General features: G+C 63.8%; 18 protein-coding genes and 1 tRNA gene. 5 read left to right on the forward strand and 14 right to left on the reverse strand.

All coding sequences use genetic code 11. The annotated features are described in order from the left end of the window. Window positions 1–57: 57 nt before the first annotated feature. The 8 genes from BN3270_RS07160 to BN3270_RS07195 form a co-directional block, all read right to left on the reverse strand. Window positions 58–1,506, reverse strand: coding sequence for a sodium-dependent transporter (locus BN3270_RS07160; RefSeq protein ID WP_058986431.1), 1,449 nt, complete (start codon window positions 1,504–1,506; stop codon window positions 58–60). Window positions 1,507–1,602: 96 nt separating this feature from the next. Beyond that, a complete protein-coding gene (locus BN3270_RS09700; protein ID WP_058986432.1) occupies window positions 1,603–1,917 on the reverse strand; it encodes a 4Fe-4S dicluster domain-containing protein in 315 nt (104 codons plus the stop codon). Next, complete coding sequence (locus BN3270_RS07170; RefSeq protein WP_082673420.1) at window positions 1,907–4,528, reverse strand: molybdopterin-dependent oxidoreductase; 2,622 nt, start codon at window positions 4,526–4,528, stop codon at window positions 1,907–1,909. Before BN3270_RS07170 ends, BN3270_RS09700 begins: the two co-directional genes overlap by 11 nt. 20 nt (window positions 4,529–4,548) lie before the next feature. Further along, window positions 4,549–4,995 carry a ribonuclease H family protein gene (locus BN3270_RS07175; protein ID WP_058986841.1) on the reverse strand — a complete coding sequence of 149 codons (447 nt, stop codon included), beginning with the start codon at window positions 4,993–4,995 and terminating at the stop codon, window positions 4,549–4,551. Window positions 4,996–5,001: 6 nt separating this feature from the next. After that, a complete protein-coding gene (locus BN3270_RS07180) occupies window positions 5,002–5,427 on the reverse strand; it encodes a 6-pyruvoyl trahydropterin synthase family protein (protein ID WP_058986434.1) in 426 nt (141 codons plus the stop codon). A 38-nt stretch (window positions 5,428–5,465) separates the two neighbouring features. Further along, the gene (locus BN3270_RS07185; protein ID WP_058986435.1) at window positions 5,466–6,527 is read right to left on the reverse strand and encodes a 4Fe-4S binding protein; all 1,062 of its coding nucleotides are present in this window, start codon (window positions 6,525–6,527) and stop codon (window positions 5,466–5,468) included. Between the two features lie 120 nt (window positions 6,528–6,647). After that, the gene (locus BN3270_RS07190) at window positions 6,648–7,484 is read right to left on the reverse strand and encodes a toxic anion resistance protein (protein WP_058986436.1); all 837 of its coding nucleotides are present in this window, start codon (window positions 7,482–7,484) and stop codon (window positions 6,648–6,650) included. A gap of 2 nt (window positions 7,485–7,486) precedes the next feature. Beyond that, window positions 7,487–8,623: a 5-bromo-4-chloroindolyl phosphate hydrolysis family protein gene (locus BN3270_RS07195; RefSeq protein WP_058986437.1), complete on the reverse strand. Its 1,137-nt coding sequence runs from the start codon at window positions 8,621–8,623 to the stop codon at window positions 7,487–7,489. A 258-nt stretch (window positions 8,624–8,881) separates the two neighbouring features. Here BN3270_RS07195 and BN3270_RS07200 point away from each other — a divergent pair, with 258 nt between their 5' ends. Both BN3270_RS07200 and BN3270_RS07205 read left to right on the forward strand, forming a co-directional pair. Further along, window positions 8,882–9,574 carry an iron-sulfur cluster assembly scaffold protein gene (locus BN3270_RS07200; protein WP_058986438.1) on the forward strand — a complete coding sequence of 231 codons (693 nt, stop codon included), beginning with the start codon at window positions 8,882–8,884 and terminating at the stop codon, window positions 9,572–9,574. A gap of 12 nt (window positions 9,575–9,586) precedes the next feature. After that, window positions 9,587–10,588: a GGGtGRT protein gene (locus BN3270_RS07205; protein WP_058986439.1), complete on the forward strand. Its 1,002-nt coding sequence runs from the start codon at window positions 9,587–9,589 to the stop codon at window positions 10,586–10,588. A 500-nt stretch (window positions 10,589–11,088) separates the two neighbouring features. On the opposite strand, the gene BN3270_RS07210 is transcribed toward BN3270_RS07205, so the two are convergent. Next, a tRNA-Thr gene (locus BN3270_RS07210) sits at window positions 11,089–11,163 on the reverse strand. 65 nt (window positions 11,164–11,228) lie between these two features. Between BN3270_RS07210 and mscL the strand changes: the two genes are divergently transcribed. Next, window positions 11,229–11,702, forward strand: a complete 474-nt coding sequence (gene mscL, locus BN3270_RS07215) for a large conductance mechanosensitive channel protein MscL (protein WP_058986440.1) — start codon at window positions 11,229–11,231, stop codon at window positions 11,700–11,702. A gap of 210 nt (window positions 11,703–11,912) precedes the next feature. Continuing rightward, entirely contained in the window at window positions 11,913–12,890 is a 978-nt protein-coding gene (locus BN3270_RS07220; RefSeq protein WP_271711958.1) for a glycosyltransferase family 2 protein, read from the forward strand. Window positions 12,891–12,949: 59 nt separating this feature from the next. On the opposite strand, the gene BN3270_RS07225 is transcribed toward BN3270_RS07220, so the two are convergent. The 4 genes from BN3270_RS07225 to BN3270_RS07240 all read right to left on the reverse strand — a co-directional run bounded on the left by BN3270_RS07225 (window position 12,950) and on the right by BN3270_RS07240 (window position 18,799). Beyond that, window positions 12,950–14,764 carry an ABC-F family ATP-binding cassette domain-containing protein gene (locus tag BN3270_RS07225; protein WP_058986442.1) on the reverse strand — a complete coding sequence of 605 codons (1,815 nt, stop codon included), beginning with the start codon at window positions 14,762–14,764 and terminating at the stop codon, window positions 12,950–12,952. A 535-nt stretch (window positions 14,765–15,299) separates the two neighbouring features. After that, window positions 15,300–16,079: a mechanosensitive ion channel family protein gene (locus BN3270_RS07230; RefSeq protein WP_058986443.1), complete on the reverse strand. Its 780-nt coding sequence runs from the start codon at window positions 16,077–16,079 to the stop codon at window positions 15,300–15,302. A 143-nt stretch (window positions 16,080–16,222) separates the two neighbouring features. Next, complete coding sequence (locus tag BN3270_RS07235; protein ID WP_058986444.1) at window positions 16,223–18,154, reverse strand: DUF2207 domain-containing protein; 1,932 nt, start codon at window positions 18,152–18,154, stop codon at window positions 16,223–16,225. A 90-nt stretch (window positions 18,155–18,244) separates the two neighbouring features. Continuing rightward, window positions 18,245–18,799, reverse strand: coding sequence for a LemA family protein (locus BN3270_RS07240; protein ID WP_058986445.1), 555 nt, complete (start codon window positions 18,797–18,799; stop codon window positions 18,245–18,247). A gap of 172 nt (window positions 18,800–18,971) precedes the next feature. Between BN3270_RS07240 and BN3270_RS07245 the strand changes: the two genes are divergently transcribed. Then, the gene (locus BN3270_RS07245) at window positions 18,972–19,379 is read left to right on the forward strand and encodes a DUF4186 domain-containing protein (RefSeq protein WP_058986446.1); all 408 of its coding nucleotides are present in this window, start codon (window positions 18,972–18,974) and stop codon (window positions 19,377–19,379) included. A 421-nt stretch (window positions 19,380–19,800) separates the two neighbouring features. On the opposite strand, the gene BN3270_RS07250 is transcribed toward BN3270_RS07245, so the two are convergent. Further along, a complete protein-coding gene (locus tag BN3270_RS07250; RefSeq protein ID WP_058986447.1) occupies window positions 19,801–21,144 on the reverse strand; it encodes an MATE family efflux transporter in 1,344 nt (447 codons plus the stop codon). Between the last annotated feature and the right edge of the window lie 4 nt (window positions 21,145–21,148).

The raw sequence follows: 21,148 nt of genomic DNA on the forward strand, positions 1-21,148 counted from the left end.
GCACGCGCACGCCCCAGGAACGGCGTGCGCGTGCCCGCTTCAGCTCGATGCGCTCACCTAGGCGAGACCCGTCCAGACGGCGATTTTGGGGATGTAGCCCATAACGAAAATGATGGCGATGAGCGCGGGAATGCCGAAGGTGACCCAGCCGCGAATGCGAGCGGGGAACTTCACGCCGTTGCCGGCATCGGCCTCTGCGATGAAGTTGTTCCATCCCCAACCCTTCTTGGTCACGCAGAAAAGCACGTAGATCAGGCTACCGAGCGGCAGGAGGTTGTTCGACACCACGAAGTCCTCGATCGACTGGATGTCGCCAATGCCCGGCAGGGTCACGCCGCTCCACACGTTGAAGCCGAGCGCGCAGGGCAAGCTGAGCACGACGACGAGAAGGGCCGTGCGGGCGACAGCCTGCTTGCGCGTGACGCCCCATTTGTCGATCGTGAAGGCGACGAGATTCTCGAACACCGCGATGATGGTCGACAGGGCGGCGAAGCTCATGAAGACGAAGAAGAGGGCGCCCCAGAGCTGGCCTAAGGGCATCTGGTCGAAGACGCTCGGCAGCGTGACGAAGACGAGCGCCGGCCCCTGCCCCGGGTTCACGCCGAAAGCGAAGCAAGCCGGGAAGATGATGAGGCCCGCCATGATGGCCACGAAGGTGTCGAGCCCCATGATGCGCAGGGCCTCGCCGGTGAGCGAGTGGTCCTTGCCGATGTAGCTGCCGAAGACCTCCATGGCTGAAATGCCCAGCGACAGGGTGAAGAAGGCCTGACCCATGGCCGCGTAGGCCGCGTCGGCGAAGTTGGCCCACTGCTCGGACGGGGTGTCGCCGGCGAAGAGATGGCCGAAATCGGGCACCAGGTAGAACTGCAGACCCGCTTCGGCCCCGGGGAGGGTGACGGAACGGACGACGAGCACCACGAGGATGCCCAAGAGGCAGACCATCATGACCTTGGTGATGCGCTCGACACCCTTCTGAAGGCCCAGGCTCACAACGAGGAATCCGAGCAGGCAGGCGACGAGCATCCAGCCCACCTGTTGGACGGGGTCGGCCAGAAAGCCGTTGAACTGAGCGCCGATGCCGGCAGCGTCGAGCCCGTTGAATTCGCCGACGCCGAGCTTGACGATGTAAGCGAGCATCCAGCCACAGACCGTGGTGTAGAACATCATGAGCACTATGCAGCCGATGTAGCCCCACCAGCCGAACCAGTGGAAGCGGCCGGATGGCTGCAGTTTGTCGAAGGCAAGCGCGGCGCTCTTCTGGCTCGCACGGCCCACCGAGAATTCCATGACCATCACGGGCAGGCCGAGCACCACGAGGAACACAAGGTACATGAGCACGAAAGCAGCGCCGCCGTACTCGCCCGTGATGTAGGGGAAACGCCACACGTTGCCCAGGCCGATGGCGCAGCCGGCGGAAATGAGGATGAAGCCCAGACGCGAGGCGAATTTCTCGCGCTGAGGACTGCCCGCAGCGGCGGGCGCTTGTTCGGTAGCTATGGCGATCACATTCCTTACCCGTAGATAACGATTCGTTGGCAATGATTGCGCAATGGTCGCAATTATAGCGAAGGCGAGGCCTCGGGGCGGCACCAGGGGACGAAGTTAGCGCTCGAAGAGCAGGGTTGCGCGGGCCATTTGCCGAATGATGGGAATGCCTTGAGGACAGCGGCCGTCGCACGCGTGGCAGCCCACGCAGGCCGACGCCGGCCCGCCAGCGGTGCGAGCCGCGTAGGTATGGCGCAAGAGATCGCCCGCACGCACATCGGCCGAGCCCGCCGCGACCGACAGGTTGATCATCGTCATCACTTCGGGAATGCGCACGCCCGCGGGGCATACCATGGTGCAGAAGCGGCAGTTGCGGCAGAAAACCGTCCCCGTGCCGGCGCAGGCGGCATCTTCGACTAGGCTAGCACGCATGACGCGCCTCCTTGGAGAGGGGGACGCGCAGGGCGCGCGTGGGGCAGGCCGCCACGCAGAGGGGGCCATGTGCCGCGGGCTCGACCGTGGCACAGGTATCGCAGGCAGATCGCGCCACGGCGACCATCGTAAGGCCCGGCGCTTTATCGGGCGATGACTCATGGGCGACGACGCGGATGCGAGCCTGGCAAGCCTGCACCTGGTGAGCATCAGCGCAGGCAACCACACAGGCCGCACAGCCCGTACAGCGCGCGGGATCGCAAACGACCGCATGCGACCCGTGCGCAGAAGCGGGCGATTGACCTAAGCGCGAAACCCCCGGAGTAGAGCACGCGGAAGCGGGAGCCACCAACTCGATGCGCGCTCGCACCGAATGTTGGGCGTTGCCGTGGGACAAAGACGCTTCGGTGAAACCAGTGAGATCGTTGATAGTGCCCGCGCCGCCCCGTTCGGCGAAAAGATCGGGCCATGCCCCTTCCTGCATCGCAAGGGACCCCGACCGGATGAGAGCCGTAGGATGCGCAGGCATGACTACGCTCCCCCGTTCGTTGGAGACACGTACCAGGTCGCCTTCGGTGACACCGAGCGCCCGAGCGTCCGAGGCGTTAATCCAGAGGGAATCGGGCGCAACGTCGCGCAGAATAGGCACGTTCCCGAAGGTGGAATGAGTACGGGCAGACGTATGGAAGGCGAAGACGTCGAAGACGGCGGAGGAGCCTACGGGGTCAACCGTGAATTCCTGTATGTAGATAGGTAACGGCGATACCGAAGCGGCGAGCGTGGGATTGCCCTCGATGCGGTCGGCAATTTCAGGGGCGTAGACCTGAATCTTCCCCGTACGCGTGGGCAGCGGATAGGCAGCCGGGTCGTCGAGGAACGCTTCGCCTGCGCCTTCGGGCGGAGTGGCCGTTTTCCAAAAACCGATACGCTCCCCCTCCTCGTAGCTGGGCATATGGTCGAATCCGGGCGTCGCTGCCATCTGCTCGCAAAATTTACTATACACGTATTTCAACCAATCGCGGCGCGTGCGACCCTCTGTGAATGCATCCCCGACGCCCAAGCGACCAGCCAGGTCGGCGCACACATCGTAGAGGTCGCGCCTCTCGAAGCGGGGTGCGCGAATTGGCGAGCCGAACACGAGCCCGCACGACCGGCAATTCTCCCCCGTCGCCGTGAGACTGAACGTCTCTTGAGGGGCAAGATCGGGCAGGATCAGATCGGCTATACGGGCCGACGGCGTCAGGGCCACCTCGTGGCAGACGACGAATTCGCAGAGGCTTTCATCTTCCAGGATTCGAGCCGTGCGATTGAGGTCGCCGTGCTGGGAGGCGGCAAGGTTGTTGCCGTAGGACACCATCATCTTGACGCTCGACGGCAATCGGTCTGCCCCGCGGACGCCATCGTGCACCGCGTCGAGCGCAGGACCGTCTTCAATCGCGCGAGCCCAAGAGAAGGCAGGGATAGATACATGTACAGGATTGTCACCGACCGGCAATCCGGGAAGCTCGATCGGCGAAGCGGCTTCGCGCGACCCGTTGTTGGTGCCCGGCAGGCCCACCTGGCCAACCATCTGTGCAAGCAAGAGGACCGCCCGAGCACCCGCTTCCCCGTTGACCCGCCGCTGCAATCCGTAGCCCTGACCGATGTAGCAAGGTTTGGCCGTGCCGATGCGACGCGCAAGGTCGACAATGGTCGCCGCAGGCACGCCCGTGACGCCTTCTGCCCAGGCAGGCGTCTTCTCGATGCCGTCGGGGCCTACGCCCGCGATATAGGACTCGTAGGAGGAACCGGCGGGGGCTCCTTGGGGCAGGGTTCCTTCGCTGAAGCCTCTGCAATACGCATCAAGGAAATGCTGGTCGACCAGACCTTGGGCGATAAGCTCGTGGGCTATGCCCGCCACGAGGGCGGCATCGGTCCCCGGCTTCACGGGAATCCATTCGGCGCGGCCGTTGGCGCACAAGCGACTCATACGGGGATCGATGCAGACCACCTTCACGTGGCGATCGGCGATGGCATCGATGAGGTCTTTGGCCGAACCGTCGCCTGCCATGCGGGTGTCGGCCACCGCGTTGCCGAAGAGGACGACGAGCTGGCCCTCTTGAAGGGTGCGGAAGGACCGCACGGCCCAATTGCCGCCGTAGGTGTAGCGCAGGGCGCCCTTGAAGAGCCCCATGTTGGAATAGTTGCCGTAGGAGACCAGGCAGCCACCCAAAAGATTGAACAGTCGGATGAGCGGGAAGTGGCGCAGGGCGTTTTGCGAGGGCGACGAGCACTGCTGCACGAAGATCGCCTCGTTGCCGTAGGCCGCGCGGATGCGGGAGAATTCGGACGCGTACCAATCGAGCGCCTCGTCCCAGGAAATGCGTTCGTAGACGCCCTCACCCCGCTTGGTGCCGGGCACGCGACGAAGGGGCCAATTCAGGCGTTCGGGAGCGTCGAGCCATTGGCCAATCGCCCGTCCGCGCAGGCAGGCGCGCGCCTGAAAGTCTCCGGGCGTCGCATCGGTTTCCACGCGGACGATGTCGTCGCCCCTCATCACGAATTCAAGGGCGCAGGCGCCCCCGCAGTCCACATGGCAGTGCGTGCGCACCCGCCGATACAAGCCTGGCATTGCGATCGCGCCCCTTCGCGTTACTCGAATTCGTCCATCGCCTTGTTCACGAGGAAGTCGGCCCGGTTGTTGCCTTCGTTGTTGGCATGGCCCCGCACCTTGTTGATGGTGAGGTCGGCGAACTTCTTCTTTTCTTCGAGCAGGGCCAGCCAGAGCTCCTTGTTGGCCACCGGCTCCTTCTTCGAGTTCACCCAGCCTCGTTTAAGCCACCCGTAGACCCACTGGTTGATCCCGTTGTAGACGTAGGCGCTGTCGGTGTAGAGGTCGACGCCCACGTTTTTGTTCTTCACCGAGCGCAGCCCCATGATGGCGCCCATGAGCTCCATCTTGTTGTTGGTGGTATTGCGTTCGGCCGCGTAGTGCTCGCGCGTATGCTGGCCGTATACAAGATAGCAGGCCCAGGCACCCACGTTGGTGCGCGCCTGGTTTCCTCGGCAGCCGCCGTCGGTGTAGACCTGAACCCTCATGCGCACCTACCGATCCGCGCGATAGGTCGCGCAGTTGTTGGGGGTTTCGTAGACGTCGATCTGAGACACCGGGAAGCCCTGGGCGGCAAGCCGGTCGAAGAAATACACGGCCAGGTTTTCGGCCGTGGTGCGGAAGGGCAACATGATGAGCTTGAAGTCCTCGCGACGCAGACAGTCGAGGGTTTCGGGCATGAGGGAGCCTTCTTCTACCAGGAAGGCATGGTCGAGCTCTTCGGTAAGGGCCCGCACCGCAGCCTTGAAGGGGCCGAAATCGACGACCATGTCTTTCATGTCGCCTTCGGTGCGAAGCTCTTCCTGTTCCAGGTAGGCAACGACGCGCCAGCGATGGCCGTGGAGGTTTTCGCACTTGCCGTTGTAGTTGGACAGGAAATGGGCGCTGTCGAAGCAGCTTTCGGTCTTCAAACCGTACATGAGCGTCCTTTCGTCGGGGGCGGCGCCGCTGCGACGGCCTAGCCCAGGGTTCGCATACCCATGATGATCTGTTCGGGAGTTACGGTTCCATACCATACGCCCAGCGCCACCGCCGCGACCCAGACGACGATCCAAATTACCAGAACAGCACACGGCACCATCCACAGGGGCACCGGCTTCTTGAAGAAGCGCAGCTCGAGGGCCCCTTGGGCAGGACAGGCCGCCACGCATTCCATGCAGCCCGTGCAGTCGCCCGTGCGAAGGGGGCTCGTGGACTCGTCGACGGCGATGTGGGCGCCGCACGCTCGCGAGCAGGCCTTGCAGGAAATGCAGGCTTTGGGATCGCGCACCACCACAAGGGGCGAGGCCTTCGAGGCGATGCCGTAGATGCCGCCCAGGGGGCAGAGCCCGTGGCACCAGTAGTTACGGCCCAGCAAAAGGCTCAGGCCCAGCACTACCAGGCCCACCACCGCAATGGGAACGCCCGGCTGAATGAAGAGCTTGAGCACCGCCATGTCGGACACGCGCCAGTAGGGAGCGTTCCAGGCGACGAGAATCGTCGAGGTGGGCACCAAAAAGAGGACGAAGCCGATCACGAACAGGCCCAACACGAACTTGGGCGCCTGGATGACGCGCTGCACCTTGGGACTCACGTGGACGCCGGGGAAAATGCGCCGGCCTACCACGCCCAAGGCGTCGAAAAGAGTGCCCACCGGGCACATCCAGCTGCAGAAGGACCGTTTGGCGAAGACCGACATGATGAGGCCCATAAGAACGATCACCATCGATGCGGGCAGGGCCGGGTCGACCTGGCCCGTTTTCACCCAGGTCCACAGGTCGAACAGGCCCGACAGGGGTGAAAGGCCGGCCGAAAGCTGGGGGCGACCGAAATTCACGTCAGCGGCGCCCTGCACCCAGAAATACAGGAGAGCCAGACGAACGCAATCCACCGTGAACAGGATCAAGACGATCGCGCGCACCGTCGTGCGCAGCGCGTGGAGCACGAAGCTCTTGTTCGCCCAGCGCGAGGCTTTCGATTCGGCAGGGGCGGCGGCTTCAGGGGAAGCGGTCGGAGCGGTCGATTCAGATGCAGTTGACATAGGGGTTCCTCCTCGGTACACAGCCTTTTACCATAGCGCGCTTCTGCTGCGGTTTTGAGGGGAAATGCAACGAATACGGAGGAGTCGTTGAGGAATGCTGCGTGGGGCAAGCGACACGGCCTACGCAGGAGGCGCGGGCGGAAGCTGCAGGCGTTCGATGGCAGCGCGGGCGTCTTCCGTGCAGGTGCGGTCCTCGGCTTGGGCGCGCGCGACGCCGGCGAGCGCCTGGGCGTCGCGGACCACCTGGACGCGAGCAAGCCCCAACGCAAGCGCCGTTTGGTTGCGCCACAGGGGAATCGTCGTCGAAAGCGTGTCCTGGATCTTGTCGACCAGAATCTGTTGGGAGCGCTGAAGGACGCGAATCTGCGAGCCCGTTTGCAAGGCGACCATACGGGAAAGATCGAGGTCGTGAAGTTTTCTTTCGAAACGCTCGCAGGCGGTGGCCGCTTGGGGGTTCGTCACACCATCACGGACCGGGGCCGCGTTAAGCGCCTGACGGCCCGCCGCCAGATAGAGCTCGAGGTCGCGCATGCACTCCTGGATCGCCGCATGCAGCTGGTCGAGCAGGGCCGCATCCTTCATGAGCGCCCGCTGGGCCGCGCGCAAGGCGCGGGCGCTCTCGTCGACGCGGGTTGCCACCTTCGTGCAGCGCCCTCGCAAGGCTGCGGGGCCTTCCATCCGCCCCCGCAGCCGGCCAAGAGGGCCGCGCCCGCCTGCGGAAAAGGCGCGCAGTTCGTCGGCCGTCTCGCTCACGAGGACGACCGCTTTATCGAGCGCGGGGTCTTGGGCGACCGCAAGCACGCGCGCGGCGCACTGGGCCACCGTCCGCTGAGGACCGGCGCCGAAACCGACGACAAGGTTCGTATCAGTCGGGTCTATCCGTTTCGCCAAGGCTTCGACTTTCCGGAACTCTTCCGCCGAAAGCGACGTGCCCACCTGCTGCGCCCCCGTTTCCACGGTTACCCCCGGGCCCGCTGCGCGGCTGCATCGTCGAGGGGGTCGTCGACCAAGCCTTCCTGGGCGAGCACCGCATGAAGGACCTGGGCATCGGCGCGCACGTCCCAGGCCACCGACTGGAAGGTCGCATCGAGCAGCTTTTCCATCGCAGCCGAAAGCGTCTGAAGGGTTTCTGCAATCTCGCGCTTTGACGAGGCGATCGTCTCGCCTTCGAAATCCTGAGCATCGAGGTCGCGGTAGGCCCCGAGCAGCTTGACGGCGAGCGGCAGATAATAATCGAGCAGGCTCCCCAGGTCGCGTGCCACTTCAGGATGCGCGCGAGCGCGCTGCAAGATCTGGCCGACCGCGTGCTCGATGCGGGCCGCCGTGGACGAAAGGTCGTCGTCGGCGATGGCCGCGTTGAGGTCGCGGATCTGCTGCAAATAGGTCTCGCCTTTCTCGACAAGAGCGCGCTCTTCGGGCGACAGGCCGCCTTTCGCGGCGCGTTCGGCCTCTTGGGCAACGCGGGCGCGCTCCGCCTCCCGTTCGGCACGATACGTCTTCCACGAATCGTCGGTCACCATGAGGACCGCGCCGTCGTCGCTCACGTGCCCCTGGCGGAAAAGCCCGGCATCGATGAGCTTTCCGACGTCTTTGCGCACCGCCGCATCCGGCCTGCCCACCGCTCCGGCAAGCTCGGCGATGGGAGCCGCGTCGCGCAGGTCGATCACGCGGCGATAGGTGCCGAACCGGCCCGCGAGCCCCGCACGCCTCACGCCCGAAGCGCACAGGACCGCGCCGGCCGCCGCAGCACCCGTGCAGGCCGCCACAAGAACGAGAGCGCCCGCTGCTGCCGTGGCGACTATGCCCGCAGCCACAGCGCCCGCCGCCGAAAGCAGGGCTATCGCCCCGCCGGCAACACCCGCCGCTAAGCCGCCTGCCTTCAGGCCCGAAGGGTTACCGAACCGCTCTTGCAGAAGCGACCGCCGCCTTTGGTCGGCCAGAGCCTGGGTCACGGCGCCCACGGCCGTTCCCGCCGCCTTCCCCGCAGCCGAAAGACCCGCGTCGACCGCATCGCGCAAGCCGTTGAAATCGAAGGATTTCACGGCGTCCTCAATGGCCTTGCGCACCTCGTCGGCGCCCGATCTCGAAGCAGCCATCGGTCTCCTTTCCGCATGCGGGGCCTGCACGCCTTCGGCAGCTCACTGTTCCCCATTCTATCCCAGGCCCCTTCGCGCGGGGGACGCCCGCGCAGGCCGATGCGCACCTGTCACCCAAGCCGCCGCCTGCGCCGCACGCGGGCCCGATGGCGCCCCGTGCCAGCTCGAGGGGCCGGTATACCCTATAATGCCCTCGTACGCCCCCGGCGCCTCACGCGCCCGGCGGCCAACTTAGCATCGAACCGAAAGGATTCCGCAATGCTGTATTCAGCTGAAGTGGAGCACATGTGCCCGGTCGCGCAGGGCGCATACCACGGCCCGGCGCCCATCCCCGAAGAGGGCAAATGGGTACAGGCCAAGGAAGTCAAGGACATCAGCGGCCTCACGCACGGCATCGGCTGGTGCGCACCCCAGCAGGGCTGCTGCAAGCTGTCCCTCAACGTGAAAGACGGCATCATCCAGGAATGCCTGGTCGAAACCGTGGGCTGCTCGGGCATGACCCATTCGGCGGCCATGGCGTCCGAAATCCTCCCCGGCAAGACCATCCTCGAAGCGCTCAACACCGACCTGGTGTGCGATGCGATCAACGTGGCCATGCGCGAGCTCTTCCTGCAGATCGTCTACGGCCGCACCCAGACGGCGTTTTCCGAAGGCGGCCTGCCCGTGGGCGCCGGCCTGGACGACCTGGGCAAGGGTGCGCGCTCGATGGTGGGCACCACCTACGGCACCAAGGCCAAGGGCCCGCGCTACTTGGAGCTCACCGAAGGCTACATCAAGCGCCTCGCGCTCGACGAGCACGACCAGATCATCGGCTACGAGTACGTCAACTTCGGCCGCATGATGGACGCCATTAAAAAGGGCGTCGACGCCAACCAGGCTCTGGAAGACGCTTCGGGCACGTACGGCCGCTTCGACGAAGCCGCCAAATACATCGACCCGCGCGAAGAATAGGAGGAGCCGGCAATGGCTTTGTTCGAAAGTTACGAGCGCCGCATCGACAAGATCAACGGCGTACTCGCTGAATACAGCATCGGCTCCGTGGAGGAATGCCTCGACATCTGCAAGCAGAAGGGCTTCAACCCCTACGAAATCGTGAAGGGCGTGCAGCCCATCTGCTTCGAGAACGCGGCCTGGGCCTACACGGTGGGCGCCGCGATCGCCATCAAGAAGGACGTGAAGACCGCTTCCGAAGCTGCTGAAGCGATCGGCATCGGCCTGCAGGCCTTCTGCGTGCCCGGCTCGGTGGCCGACAGCCGCAAGGTGGGCCAGGGCCACGGCAACCTAGGCGCCATGCTGCTGCGCGACGAAACCAAGTGCTTCGCCTTCCTGGCCGGCCACGAGTCCTTCGCCGCCGCCGAAGGCGCCATCGGCATCGCCAACAACGCCAACAAGGCCCGCAAGGAGCCCCTGCGCGTGATCCTCAACGGCCTGGGCAAGGACGCGGCCCAGATCATCAGCCGCATCAACGGCTTCACCTACGTGAAGACCAAATACGACTATTACACGGGCGAGCTCACCGAAGTCGAGCGCATCCCCTACTCCAAGGGCCCGCGCGCCAAGATCAACTGCTACGGCGCCGACGACGTCCGCGAAGGCGTGGCCATCATGTGGCACGAGAACGTGGACATCTCGATCACGGGCAATTCCACCAATCCCACCCGTTTCCAGCACCCGGTGGCGGGCACCTACAAGAAGGAGCGCCTGGAAGCCGGCAAGCCCTACTTCAGCGTGGCGTCGGGCGGCGGCACGGGCCGCACCCTGCACCCCGACAACATGGCCGCCGGCCCCGCGAGCTACGGCATGACCGACACGATGGGCCGCATGCATTCCGACGCCCAGTTCGCCGGGTCGTCGAGCGTGCCGGCGCACGTGGAGATGATGGGCCTTATCGGCATGGGCAACAACCCGATGGTGGGCGCCACGGTGGCCGTGGCCGTCGCCGTCGACGAAGCGCTCAACCACTAGGCAGCGCACATACGCACAAGCGAAGCGCCTCCGGCAACGGGGGCGCTTTTTTGCGCGATGGCCCAGGCCGCCGACGCTTGACGATCGCGGAATCCCGGCCGCCTTCCGCCGCGCAGGCGATGCTGCATAACGCAAGTGTTGAACGGGTTGCAGAGATCACTGGTACGACAGCTCATCGTTGTTGCAAAGTCGCAGGTCAGGAACCAGCACCGCAATCGTATGAAACCCGACTGCGGAATCGGTTCAACACTTGCGATACCCGTGAGCGCTATGGCGGCCCACGGGTCGGCGCCGCACTTGCGGCGAGTGCGGCGGCCAAAGAAAAGAAGCCGCACACAAAGGACAAGCTGCCGACTTATACGGTTTCACAGCCGAAAACTGCATAACGAGCGTGGTCCCGAATGGTCCAACTTTCGCTCGTTGGCCCTCGATTTTGCTCTATTTCGCTCGATTTGCAAAAATGAAGGCCAGGGGCTATAGGCCCCTGGCCTGGTGTTTCGTGGAGCCAGTGACAGGACTCGAACCTGCAACCGACTGATTACAAATCAGTTGCGCTACCATTGCGCCACACTGGCATATGCATGGTCTATGATTATGCCATACAGCAGACCGAAATTCACCTCACAGAGGAAGAAACCTGATGAGCAAGAGCAAGGGGTTCATCGCGGAATTCCGCACCTTCATTTCCCGTGGCAACGTCATGGACATGGCCGTCGGCGTTATCATCGGCGGCGCGTTCACCGCCATCGTGACGTCGCTCACCACCGACATCATCAACCCGCTGATCACCTTAATCAGCGGAGGCAACGGCGCCGACATGGGTGCGCTCAACATCAAGGTCACCGACACCGTGTCCATGAACTTCGGGTCCTTCATCGGAGCCGTGATCAACTTCCTTATCATCGCGCTGATCGTCTTCTGCCTGGTGAAAGCCTTCAACAAGGTCGAAGAGGCCGGCCGCAAGCTCACCGGCACCGAAGAGGAAGTTCCCGTGCCGGCACCCACCTGCCCCTACTGCCTCGAAGAGGTCAAAGCGGGCGCGACGCGCTGCTCCCACTGCGGCGGCGAATTCGCAGCCCCCGCGAAAGCCGGCAGCCCCGCCCAGGCGAAATAGGCGCCTCCCGCCAACCTGCCCTCGCGAGCCCGCCCCGAGCGGGCTCGCGTGCGTTACGGCGACAAAGGGCATGACGGCGTCCTGCGGCTGCGCAGCGCTCCTCGAATCGATGGCGGCACGGGCATTTATCGCGTTTTGCCGTTCTTAGCTGAAGGCCCTTGTGCGCCCGCTATAATAGGTCCGTTTACGTAACGAGAAAAGGAGGCCTTGGTGGCAACCTTCACGGTTAACGACATCGACGGCACGGTTGCCGTTCTCATTCCCTGCTACAACGAGTCCGTCACGATCGCCAAGGTCGTCGATGATTTCAAGCATGTCCTGCCCGACGCCGACATCTACGTATACGACAATAATTCGAGCGACGGCACCGCCGACATCGCCCGCGCCCACGGCGCCATCGTGCGCCATGAGGCCCGCCAGGGCAAGGGCAACGTGGTGCGCCAGATGATCCGCGACATCGACGCCGACTACTACCTCATGGTCGACGGCGACGACACCTACCCGGCCGAAGCGGCGCTCGACCTGCTCCGCCCGCTCGTCGAAGACGAGGCCGACATGACGGTGGGCGACCGCCTGTCCAACGGCTCCTACGGCGAAGAGAACGACCGCGCCTTCCACGGCTTCGGGAACAACCTGGTGCGCGGTCTCATCAAGCACATCTACGGCTTCGAGTTCACCGACGTGATGACGGGCTACCGCGGCTTCAACGAAGTCTTCGCCAAAACCATGCCGGTCATCTCCCCCGCCTTCGAAATCGAGACCGAGCTTTCAATCCACGCGGTCGACAAGCGCTGGCGCATCGCCCAGGTACCCATCGAGTACCGCGACCGTCCCGAGGGCAGCTATAGCAAGCTGTCGACCTTCGGCGACGGTTACAAGGTGCTCAAGTGCATCGGCCAGCTGTTCAAGGACTACCGCCCGCTGCGCCTCTTCGGCTGGCTGGCGCTCATCCTGATCGTGATCGGCCTGATCATCGGCATTTCGGTCATCGCCGAGTTCGCCCACACGGGCTTGGTTCCGCGCCTTCCCTCAGCGGTGCTCGCCGTGGCCTTCGTGGGCGCCGGCATGTTGAGCTTCACCTGCGGCCTCATTCTGGACACGAGCGTGTCGAACGCCCGCAAGACCTACGAGCTGCAGGTGGTGGACGCCTACCAGAAGTACGGCAAGCGCAACAAGTCCGACAAGTAAACGCCTTCAGCTTTCAACGCGACGCGCCCCTCGATGCCTGTGCACCGAGGGGCGTTTTTCTAGCCTTCGAGTTTCTCGCTGGCCTCGAGCCAGGCGTCTTCCAGCTCGGTCAGAGCGTCCTGCGCAGCCTGCACTTTGGCCTGGGCCTTCGCGAGCGCTTCGAAGTCGTAGGGGTCGGTGTCCTCAAGCGCCGCCTGGGCTTTCGCGATGCGCTCGCGCTGCGACTTCATCTTCCGCTCGAGACTGTGCACCTGCTTTTTGAGCTCGTGGCGCTCGGCGTTGGAAAGGCCCGCGGCCTCCCCCGATGGCTGCACGTCGGACCCCGCGGAGGCGGCCTGCGCCTGCGTCCGCCCGGCCTTTGCCTGCTGCAACGCCGTAAGCTTTTCCAGGTACTCGTCGACGCCGCCCGGCACGTGCTCGATGTGCGTGTCGAGGATCGCGTATTGGTTGTCGGTCACGCGCTCGATGAAGTAGCGGTCATGGCTCACCACGATGAGCGTGCCCGGCCAGGTGTCCAGGAGGTCTTCGGTCACGGCGAGCATGTCGGTGTCGAGGTCGTTGGTGGGCTCGTCCATGATGAGCACGTTGGGTTCGTCGAACAGGATGAGCAGCAGCTGCAAGCGACGGCGCTGACCGCCCGAAAGGTCCTTCACGCGGGCGTTGATTTCATCGCGCGTGAATCCCAGCCGCTCACACAGGGCGGTGGGCGAAAGCTTGCGACCTTCCACCATGTAGTAGGTTTTGTAGCGACCGAGGACGACGCGGATCACATCGTCCTCGATATCGGTGAGCTCACTGAGGTTCTGCGACAAGGTGGCGAACTTCACCGTCTTGCCGATTTTGATATGGCCCAGCGTGGGCTTCAGCGTCCCGTTGAGCACGGAGAGCAGAGTCGTTTTGCCCGTGCCGTTCTCGCCCAGGATGCCGATGCGATCGCCGGGCCCGATGTTCCAAGTCACGTCCGAGAGGATGCGACGGCCGCCGCGATCGACGCAGATGTCGTAGAGCTCCAGGCACTGCTTGCCCAGGCGGGCCGTGGCCATCTGCTTGAGCTCGATCGGGTCGCGCAGCGTGGGCACGTCGGCGATGAGCTCCTGAGCAGCCTCCACGTGGAATTTAGGCTTGCTGCGTCTCGCTTGCGCGCCGCGCGACAGCCAGGCGAGTTCGCGCCGCAGCTGGTTTTCGTGCTTCTGCTTGGCCAGCGCCGCCAGACGGTCGCGTTCCACGCGCTGCATGATGTAGGCCGAAAAGCCGCCTTCGAAGGGGTCGACCTGGCCGTCGTGCACTTCCCACATATGTTCGCAGACGGTGTCAAGGAACCAACGGTCGTGGGTCACCACGAGAAGAGCTCCCTCGTTTCGGCGCCAACGATGCTTCAGATGGTCGGCCAGCCAGCTGATCGCCCCCATGTCGAGATGGTTGGTGGGCTCGTCGAGCATGACGATGTCCCAGTCGCCGATGAGGATGCGCGCAAGGTCGACGCGGCGGCGTTGGCCGCCCGAAAGGGCACCTACCGTGGCGGTGGGGTCGACGTCTCCCAGCAGCTCATCGACGATATCGCGGGCCTTGCGGTCGGCCTGCCAAACGTAGGCGGACGTGCGCGCCGAGGCCAAGATGTCCTCGACCGTGTCGTCGTCGGCGAACGAATCGGTTTGGCCCAGAACGCCCACCGTGGCGTTGCCGGAAGGAATCACCTGGCCGCCATCGGGCTCGATGCGGCGTGAGAGCACTTTGAGCAGGGTCGACTTGCCGTCGCCGTTCTTGCCCACGATGCCGATGCGGTCGCCGGTGTTCACGCCGAGCGTCACATCGCGGAACAGCTCCTTCGAAGTGTATTCGAGCCGCACGTCTTTGCAGGTGAGCAGAACTGCCACGGAAATCTCCTTACTCGTGGGTAACCTGTATATCCTAGCGCATCGCGCTCGCGGGGCAAGGCGGGGCTGCGCGAGGAAGGAATTGCCCTGTTGGCGCACACCACGCCGCGCACGCGTTGTGCGGATTGGCCCAGCTGGCGCACGCCGGATCACATAAGTGTTGAACGGGCTAGCCCAACGCGCGCAACGCGTCATGCAAGTGTTGAACGGAATGGATGGTCAGTTCGAAAAGAATTGGAGAGCCCGTTTCTGAACTGCGGTTTTGCCAAGCAACACGTGCCGCCCTACCGACATGGTGCGCAAACGGTTCAACACTTACGTCATTCGGCCGCGCAAGAAGCAGGACAGAGGCCTTTGGGGGGCAGGCATGAGGCGGGAGCGGCTTCTCCGGAGGCGCGAAGGGGCTGCGAGAGGCGTAACGCGGGCCTTTCCGAGCACGAGGAGTCGGGGGCGGTGCTGCCTCGGCGCGCGAAGGAGCGGCCGCCAGCACGCTCGAGCCGAGACGCGGGTCGGCCTAGGCGAGACGCGGGTCGGCCTAGGCGAGGCGCAGGGACTCGGCCTCCTTCAGTAAGGGATCGATCGCGCGTATCGCCCGCGTTTGCGCCTCCTCGAGCGGGATAGTCCCCCGCTCGACGTCGACGCGCACCGCGCCCGCCATCCCTCCGATCTCTTCCCCGGTGAACACCACGCGGACCTTCGCGGGATCGACGTGCTGGGGAAAGGCGGCGCGCAACTTGGCGACCACCTGATCGCTGAACCGGGCGAAATCGGTCTGCACGGGCACAAGCACGGGAATCTCGAGCGTGTAGGTATCGCTCAGATGGATGAGCGAGTTCTTGTTCATAAGCGAATTGGGAATGATGTGCTCGCATCCGTTCGCGTCGACGATCACCGTGTGCCGCCAGGTGATGTCGCTCACGCGGCCGGCCTGGCCCAGAACCTCGACGTACTCACCCGGCTCCACCAATCGGCCCATGGAAACCTGCAGACCGCCAAAGAGGTTCAACAGGGTGTCCTGGAAGCCAAGGGAGACGGCGATACCGCCAACGCCCAAGGCCGTGACGAAGGCCGTGAGATCGTAGTTGAAGCAGGTTTTCGAGATAATCGCCGCGCCCGTCAGCCACACCGTCCAACGGACGATGTTGGCGAGGATCGAGCCCGCCGGCAGCGGCGTCGCATCGCTGTTGGAGATCGTGCGCACCAGACGGAACAGATAGTGCTGGACCACGTACGTGATGCCGAAGATGACGACTCCCGCGAGAATTTTGGGGACGATCGGGAAATCGTTGTTGATCGTGGCGATGAAATCGAACATGGGCTTCTTTCTCGTAGGATGCGCCCATCATAGCAGTATGACGGCCCCCTATCGGCGCGACGTGCGAAGACGCAGGCCAAGCACAAAGCAGCTGGGGCGCCACGTGGCGCCGGACGGCATTGGCCGACGCCGCACAGCAGCCCCTACCAGGAACCGCCTCCCCCACCGCCGCCTCCGCCGCCGGCACCACCGCCCGACGAGGTGCTGGCCACCTGAGCGGCGCTGATGCTCGAAGCCACGCTTTCGGTGATGCTGTCGACCATGTCGGACCCGATCGCTGAAGCAAGCCAGGCCGAACTCCATGCGGTCCCCGTGGGATCGCAATACCAAGCAGGGCTTGCAAGCTCGATGCCTTCGAAATCACGGGCCCATTTGTCTTCCAGACCGAGGGCGATCGCGTAGGGCAGCACGTCGTAGAAGTAGTCTTCGTTTTCGGCGAGGAGCATCTTCAGACGTGGAAGCTCGGCCGTGCGGATGAACTCCCGCAAGCCCCAGAGCTTGCCGAGCAAGGCCACACGGTAGGGCGTGTTCTCGATCAACTTGGGCTGGAAGAAAAGCAGCACCAGATAGGCCACGCCGCACGCGACCATAAGGGGCACCGGCACAAGGAAGTCTTCCGTGCCGAAGACGATAACCGCCACACAGACGAGCGCTGCAGCAACCACGATCGCAAGGGGCGCAAACGCGCGATCGGTACGATAGGCGCGGAAGCGGCAGATACCGGCCACGAGGGTGCCGACCGCCACCGTGCAGCCTTCGAAGAGGTTGTAGCTATAGGACACCGCCGACCCTACTGTCAGAGCCGCCGCAAGCAGGAGCATCGGCAGCACGCTCAACACCACCGCCTGACCAACGTGCCTGACGATCGCACGCTCGCCGGTGAAGCTCGCGCGCAGCTGGGTTTTGGCATCCTCGACGGCGCTCCCCAGCTCCTCGTCGGCCTCGCCCAGGTCGCACGGGCGCAGCGGCGCCCCGGGGCCCGAACGGAAGAGGGCGTTGAAGAAGGTGATCTCGCAGGACGAAGCGTCCGACGGAAGCGCTTGCAGGGGGTTCAGGACGATGCGGTCCTTGGCCGAGCCGATGAGGCGCTTCCTGCCCGCCTTCCGCTCGATTTCAAGGTAGCCGCTCTGGGCCCACCAGGGAATGAGGGCGATGAGGTCGCGCAGGTCGACCGAATCGTCGATGATCACGCCCACCTCGGCAGGAGAGAGGCCTTCGGGCGGGTAGAACTCGACGGTCTTCGTGGGCTTGAGCCGCGACCGTCGCACCATGAGCACCACGGCCACCAGGGCAGCCGGAACCGACAGCGCAAGCAGCACGAAGGCGGGCACCGGCGATGTGGGAGCCGGTTGGTCGAAATAGCCTTGGGGAAGGACGCCGAAGACGGTTACCGCCTCGTTGGCCGGCACGTAGTCAACCGCGCCCGACACGCCCGTCTCGCTCACCTGGGCATTCAGGCCCAGGCGATCGGATTCGCTCGCGGCAGAGCCGCTGTATACCCGCACGTCGGCGACCGCTTCCGCAGAAAGGGGCTCGTCGAAGGCCATGTCGAAACTGAAGGAGTTCACCGGTACGTCCCAGCTTGCGCCGAGCACTGAAAAGTAGATGAAATCGAGCGAATCGATACGGTCGTTGGGGAAATGGTAGACGTAGGAAATCGTATAGGTCTTCGGGCCAAAGACCGTTTCGTCTTCGGAACCCAGACGCAGGCGGACGTCCCCGTCCTCTTCGGAGACGTCCACCGGGTCGGCTCCCGCATCAATATCGGTGATCCACCCTTGATAGGCAAACGAACTACCCGCATCGCCCACAATGCCCGACCCCACATAAAAGAGGGTGGGAATATCGCGGTAGAGCCCGTGCTTGTCGAGGTAGAAATCGACCGCGATGGTTTCGGTCACCGAAACGGTATCGTCGTGGTGCACGGTAGCCGCTACGTCGTAGGACTCGACCGTGAAGCCCGGATCGTCATCGGAATCGGCAAAGGCAACGGGCACGCCGACAATGGCGAACGTCGCGCACAGACAGGCAAGGACGCACGCCCACCAACGGGCCGAACGCGCAACTGGGCACATGGCAACCCCTCTCCCCCACGCGGGCGGCGCGCATGCGCAGCCGCCCGTGCTATCGAAACGGCGACAGGCGCGGATCCTGCCACGCTCTAGCTAGAACGAGACCTGCACGTTCTCGCGCTCGGCGGCATTCGACACTTCGTACATGGGCTTGCGCTCGAAATGGAACATGCCGGCGATAATCGAAGAAGGGAACATCTGCACCTTGTTGTTGAATTCGCGCACGCTGCCGTTGTAGTACTTGCGGGCGTTGGCAATGTCCTCTTCGACCCGCTGCAGCTGGCTCTGCAGGTCGAGGAAGTTCTGGTTGGCCTTGAGGTCGGGGTAGCTTTCGGCCAAGGCGAAGAGCTGACGCAGCGCGCCCGAAAGCTCGTTTTCGCTCGCGAAGCGCTCGGCCAGGTCGCCCGCCGAAGCGGCGGCGCTGCGGGCCCTGACGATGGCATCGAGCGTCGACTTCTCGTGGGCGGCATAGCCCTTCACCGATTCGACCAGATTGGGAATGAGGTCGAAGCGCTTCTTCAGATAGACGTCCATCGTGGAAAAGGCTTCTTCGACTTGATTGCGCTGTCCCACGAGGCCGTTGTAGGTGGCGATTGCCCAGATAACGACAACGGCCACGATAACCGCTAAAACGATGCCTGCGATCATGGTTCCTCCTTGCATCGCGCCCGGCCGGGGGTCGGCGCGCCAAATCCGGGGCGTGGTACGATGCTTCCAATGTAGCAGGTCGAAGGGCCGTCTCGTCGCAATTCAAACAAGTTTGGCCAAGTGGCCCGGTAAAGCACGTACGGCAGACCATCGCGAGAAGAAGGGACGGGTTATGGCAAGGAGCGCAGACCGAAACAGCTTCGTGCCGCGCGAGGAATGGCTCAAGATCGACCTTTTCGAGCGTCTTTCGCGGTCGGCCTTCCGCAGCCGCTTCCACCTTTCCGCGGCCGACCGTGCCTACCTTCAAGCGCGCGGGCTCGCCACGGTGCGCACTCACGCCTACGACCTCGTACGCAAGCGGCTCGCCCCGGCGCGCATTCCCAACGACGGCAAACAGACGCCCATGCGTGGGGCGCCCAAAGGGCATCCGGTCTTCCTGGCTCAGCATGCGACGGCCACCTGCTGTCGCGGCTGCCTGTACACATGGCATGGGATTCCCGCCAAGCGCGCGCTTACCGATGCCGAAATCGATTACGTGGTCAATGTGATCATGACCTGGATCGGCCGCGAGCTGAAGTAGCACCTGCAGCGGCACGGTCCCGTGTGACGTGAGAGACCAACCTGCGGGAGGAGCCGCAAACGTTGCGCTTGCGTCTCGGCCGCGGCTTGCGCTTCTCATCGGCTGCGCTACGCACGATGGACAGGAAGTTTTGACGTAAAGATGCCTAATTCGCAAACATCGAAGGTGTGCGACAAGATTGTTACCCTGTTTCGACAAGGTTTCTGAACAGTATCTTGCAGTTTGTTCATTAGTTTACATACCACCACGCCGCCGACCGCGAATTAGAGATATTTGCGTCATTTCCCGGCGATGGGCGCAATTACGCGGAAGCAGGAGCGAATCCAATGAGTCAAAGAGATGTGGTCCCGTTGACTCACTGCGCGCAATGGCCTGAGGCTCGTGCCCCATCAATGAGTCAAAGAGGCGTGGCACCGTCGACTCATTGGCCTTCCTTCTGGGCGGCATAGGCCGCCGCCTGGGCGCGGATCTTAGGCTTCGACGCCTGCAGCAGGCACAGCGACAGCACCGAGAGCACGGCCTGGGTGGCCACCACGGTAAGCCACACGCCGTCGAGCCCCAAGAACTGCGGCAAGACGATTGCGAAAAAGACCATGAGCACGACTTCCCCCACGATCACGATGCCCGAATTGCGGTTGGATTCCACCGCGTAGAAAAACGAAGTTGTCGCGTGCGTGATGCCGTAGAAACCCAGCACGAGCGAAAAGAGGGTCACGCCCCGGTAGAAGACCTCGCTGGTTTCCGGCGAGCTTCCGAAGAGCTGGGCCAGCTGCACGCGGAAGGTGGTAAGAGCCCACATGCCCAAAAGACCGATTGCGACGGCGAAGACGTAGTTGGTGCGACGCAGGGCCCGCATGGCGCGCACGTCGCCCTCGCCGAACTTCACGCTGATGAGGGGCTGCGATCCGTCGTTGACGCCCTGGATGAGCCACTGCACGGCCACCGCCACGTACGAGATCACGGCGAAGGCCGCCTGGGCCGTCCCACCGCCATTGGCTTCCGAAGCGATGTTGATCACGAGCGTAGTGACTTCGGGCAGCAGGGTGAGGGCGAAGGGGGCGAAGCCGCCGCGCAGAGTGCGGGCGACGAACTTGCCGCTCGGGACGAAGTCGCCCCGGCGCAAGCGGTTCTCCTTCTTCAGGAAGAAAAGAACCCCGCTCGCGAAGACGAAGGACTGGGCGATGATCGTTGCCGCGGCCGCACCTTCGACGCCCCAGTAGAGGCGGCAGATGAAGACGTAGTCGAGAACGACGTTGATGAGGCCGCTCGCGACGAGCACGACCATGGCCAGCACGACCTTGCCCTTGTTGCGCATGAGAGGGATGAAGCCCGACGCCATCACCTGGAAGAGCGAGCCCCAGGCCATGACCGAAAGGTAGCCCTGGGCTTGCGCCAGAATTTCGTCGCGGCCGCCGATCAGATAGAGCAGTTGCTGACCGAAGACGAGCAGGACGACCATGATGACGGGCGTGGCCAGAAGCAGCATGGTGAGCGTGTGGGCCATCGCCCGGTTAGCCGACCGCATATCGCCCACGCCGGCGCAGATCGAGCTGATCACGGCGCCGCCCATGCCGATGCCCGTGCCCGCGGCCATCATGAAGGCAACCAAGGGCCAGGCGACGTTGATGCCCGCCAAACCGGCATCGCCCACCACCTGGCCCACGAAAAGGCCGTCGATGATGCTGTAGATGCCCGTGAGCAAAAACGACGCCATCGACGGCAGAATATAGTGCAGATAGACTTTGAACTCGGCGCGACTCAGCACGTCG

The organism is Hugonella massiliensis, assembly GCA_001486445.1.
Lineage (GTDB): Bacteria > Actinomycetota > Coriobacteriia > Coriobacteriales > Eggerthellaceae > Hugonella > Hugonella massiliensis.